This window comes from Salegentibacter chungangensis (genome assembly GCF_042678405.1).
Classification (GTDB): domain Bacteria; phylum Bacteroidota; class Bacteroidia; order Flavobacteriales; family Flavobacteriaceae; genus Salegentibacter_A; species Salegentibacter_A chungangensis.
This window is the reverse complement of sequence record NZ_JBHTLI010000001.1, coordinates 2,334,692-2,338,567: the sequence shown is the minus strand read 5'-3', so window position 1 is coordinate 2,338,567 and position 3,876 is coordinate 2,334,692. Positions and strand designations below refer to the sequence as shown.

The window sequence follows — 3,876 nt, the reverse complement described above, 5'->3', positions numbered from 1 at the left end:
ACAACGGAGGCGCAATGGCCTCGGACAGCTGTGGTGATGTCACCTGGAGCAACGACTTCGACGCTTTAAGCGATCTTTGTGGTGCGACCGGATCGGCTACGGTAACCTTTACCGCTACCGACGACTGCGGTAACACCAGCGAGACATCAGCGACCTTCACTATTGAAGATACTACCGACCCAACGATCGATACCGAAGCAATGGACGAAACCGTGGAATGTGATGGCGAAGGAAACACAGCCGCATTGAATGCGTGGCTTGCCAATAACGGAGGCGCAATGGCCTCGGATAGCTGTGGTGATGTCACCTGGAGCAACGACTTCGACGCGTTAAGCGATCTTTGTGGTGCTACCGGTTCGGCTACGGTAACCTTTACGGCGACCGACGACTGTGGCAATACCAGCGAAACATCGGCGACCTTCACTATTGAGGATACAACAGATCCAACAATAGACACCGAAGCAATGGATGAAACCGTGGAATGTGACGGTGAGGGCAATATGGCCGCCTTGAATGCGTGGCTTGCTAACAACGGAGGCGCAATGGCCTCGGACAGCTGTGGGGATGTGACCTGGAGCAATGACTTCGACGCCTTAAGCGATCTTTGTGGCGCTACCGGTTCGGCAACGGTGATCTTTACGGCGACCGACGACTGCGGTAACACCAGCGAAACTTCAGCGACCTTCACTATCGAGGATACAACTGATCCAACAATAGACACCGCTGCGATGGATGAAACCGTGGAATGTGACGGTGAAGGCAATATGGAAGCCTTACAAGCCTGGTTAGATAACAACGGAGGCGCAATGGCTTCTGACAGCTGTGGTGATGTGACCTGGAGCAATGACTTCGACGCCTTAAGCGACCTTTGTGGTGCTACCGGTTCGGCAACGGTGATCTTTACGGCTACCGATGACTGTGGCAATACCAGCGAGACCTCGGCTACGTTCACTATCGAGGATACAACAGATCCAACAATAGACACCGAAGCGATGGATGAAACCGTGGAATGTGACGGTGAAGGCAATATGGAAGCCTTACAAGCCTGGTTAGATAACAACGGAGGCGCAATGGCTTCTGACAGCTGTGGTGATGTGACCTGGAGCAATGACTTCGACGCCTTAAGCGACCTTTGTGGAGCTACCGGTTCGGCAACGGTGACATTTACCGCTACCGACGACTGTGGCAATACCAGCGAGACTTCAGCTACCTTCACTATTGAGGATACGGTGGCACCTGAAATTCATTTAGGTGACTATCCTGAATTCGTATGTGAAGAGGATGTTCCTGCCAGTTTAATGGCAACCTACACCGATGAATGTTCCGGAGAAGGAGATATTTATGCGACTCCGGTACTGGTGGGTGAAGATGAATGTTCAATGACTTATGAATATACCTTCACTGCAACCGATGACTGTGGAAATTCAGCAGAGGAAGTAGTTACCATAGTGAGAGAGATCGAGCTTGTAGGCAACTGTGAAACCATCTTCGGTTATGATCCAGATGCAGGTACTTGCTTCTCAGAATATGACTTTAACAGATGGGGATGGACTAACCATCTTACTTCTGAAGGAAGTTATACTCTGGACCTTTATGCAGGAGCAGGTCAATGTGATATCAGCAAAGGAGCCTTTACAGGAACCGCAACCGTTAATTACCAGGATGGATACGTGACCGTTGAGTATAATTTATCAGATAATTATGTGCTTAATGAAGCCCACGTTTACATTGGATGTGATCCTGTACCAACAATGAAGAATGGTAAGGAAACTGTAGCTCCCGGTCAATATCCTTTCAATCCTGATCTTGGCGGTGGAGTGAGGAACTATACCGTAGGGCCTGTGGAAGTGACCGGTGACGATGTTTATGTGATAGTTCACGGTGTAGCCTGTGAAGTGCTATGTGAGTGTACTGATGGCGGAAGCATCATTGATGGAAATGATGGAGGACAATCGTTTAATGGAGAGTCTTATGACTGTAATGAGGCTGAAGAAGAGACTGCCTCTAGCGGAAATTCCGGTAAGAATAACAGGAATGCTTTATCATCCGACTTTACTCCTTATCCGGTTCCATTCAGGGAAACACTGAACATTCAGTATGAATTCGATTATGTATCTAATGTGACCATTCAGATCTATGATATGAAAGGACAGTTGCTTAGAACATATAAGGATAAGAAGGTAACCCGAGGAGATACTACACAACTGGATATCGACTTTGCAATGAAGGCCAACCAGGTTTACATTGTAAGGGTGAATACCGGTAAAGAAGTGTTCTCTAAGAATGTAATGTCTGGAAACAGATAATAGTTATAATTAACTAACCAAAATTAAGGCAGCCTGAGAGGGCTGCCTTTTTTATGTCTGAAAATTAAATGTTAATATTATCAAAAGGCCTTTCATCAGTATACTGGGGGATTTCCCTGAAAAGTTGTCAGAATGGTCAATTTCAATTGAAATTTGGACGAAATTTCCCCTAAGAAAGCCTTAAAGTTTTATTTTTGATTTAAGATAAAGTTCAGAAGGATCCCTGCCAAAACTCAAGAATTTTATTTAATCCCCCAAAATCCATATTTATTTTTCTAATACTGATTGGTGATTTTTTATCACCGGGTATAATTACTTTTTCCACCCCCGGAGCAAAAAGTTTATACGCTTTTATTGCTTTAATTTCGGGTTCCCATTGGGATCTCTAAAGATATTTTATGCCACTTTTCTTCATACACCCCTTGTGTTAGGTTATAACTAATGCTAACCTAAAATTTTATTAATTATGAAAGATTCTACCCTATTGGAAGGAAAATCCGCAACAGGTTTTTTTTCCGGGATTGAAGGAGTGAATTTTAAGAAATGGATTAAACCTCTATTTATTTTTATTCTATTTGCATTTTTTTCTGGACTAAATAATTTATCTGCACAAACAACAGATCCTGATGGCTACCCCGGAAATATCCTTAGGGCCTCTCATTGTCCTGCGAACGACCTGGAAGTATTTGATGCACTTTTAGAAGGAGCGGATAATTGCATTGATTGTAGTTCAGTGACCAAATATCCTTTGAAATTAGGGGTGCGGAATAAGACGGGATCCACCAGGACATCTTTTTCATTCTGGGCGATCCTGGAAACTACTAACCTGGAAACAGGAGTAACTACGCGGGAAGCTATTAAAGGCTGTAACGGGCCTATTAGCGGAAAAGGAGAACATTATTTGACATTTGGTGAAATTGAATATTCCTGTGGGACAACTCTCAGGTTAGTCGATATTTATATGGCTTATACTGACGCTTCAGGCAATGACAGTCGGAAGTGTGGGGAATTCAACGAAGAAGGACAATTTTACGAACCGGTTGATCCGAATACGATTTCTCCAAAATGCGGAGTTTCGGAGGATATTGCTGTAAGAACCCCATTGAGTGCATCTTCAAGTATAGTTAATGTTACTTGTTTTGGGGATGAGGATGGTAGTGTGACCATCGGTGCGAGTGGAGGAACTTCTTTTAATGATAATTTACCGCGTTATGAAATTGATTTTGATGGTGCTGGATATGTGGAATATACGGTTCCTAAAACTTTTACCGGGTTGTCAAGCAAGACCTACAATTGGACTGTAAGAGATGCGAATAATTGCACTCAAACCGGTATGGCGACTGTAGGAGAACCCAAGGAACTAACGGTATCGATCAGCAGCACGAACGTAACCTGTTATAACGATGGTGACGGAGTAGTGAGTATTGGTACGACTACTGGTGATATCATCCGCTACGAATTGTATAAGGACAGTGGCACCACTGCAGTAGCCAGCAATACCACCGGAGCAGACTTTACCGGCCTGGTACCCGGGGATTACTATGTAAAGGTCTTCGGCAAGGACGGAGAA

General features: G+C 44.6%; 2 protein-coding genes. Both read left to right on the top strand.

All coding sequences use genetic code 11. The annotated features are described in order from the left end of the window. Positions 1-2,306, top strand: a 2,306-nt coding sequence (locus ACFQ3Q_RS10720; RefSeq protein ID WP_380745562.1) for a T9SS type A sorting domain-containing protein, incomplete at its 5' end; no start/stop codon positions are given. Positions 2,307-2,772: 466 nt separating this feature from the next. Continuing rightward, a partial coding sequence (locus ACFQ3Q_RS10715; protein WP_380745561.1) for a SprB repeat-containing protein occupies positions 2,773-3,876 on the top strand: 1,104 nt, incomplete at its 3' end.